We start from the raw sequence: 253 nt of genomic DNA, 5'->3' as shown, positions 1-253 counted from the left end.
GTGCCAGCCCGAATGCTCGCCCGAAAACGCATCGACAAGACCGTCGCGCAGCATGCTGTCGTGGATCTGCGCGTTGCCCATGCGATAGCCCCAACGTCCGCCGTCGAGCAGATAGGGCGCGCGGTCCATGTTCTCCATGCCGCCCGCGAGCGCGACATCGGCGAGACCGAGCAGCACTTCCTGCGCGGCGCTCGGCACCGCCTGCGCGCCCGAGCCGCGCACGCGGTTCACGGTGAGCGCGGGCACCTGCACG

At 70.4% G+C, this 253-nt stretch carries 1 pseudogene; it reads right to left on the bottom strand.

The features are described 5' to 3' along the window. Positions 1-253, bottom strand: a pseudogene (locus SB772_RS43400) (acetyl-CoA C-acyltransferase); the annotation flags it as partial.

Origin of the sequence: Paraburkholderia sp. SIMBA_030 (assembly GCF_046535245.1) — a bacterium.
Lineage (GTDB): Bacteria > Pseudomonadota > Gammaproteobacteria > Burkholderiales > Burkholderiaceae > Paraburkholderia.
This window is presented reverse-complemented; position numbering and strand designations above follow the sequence as displayed.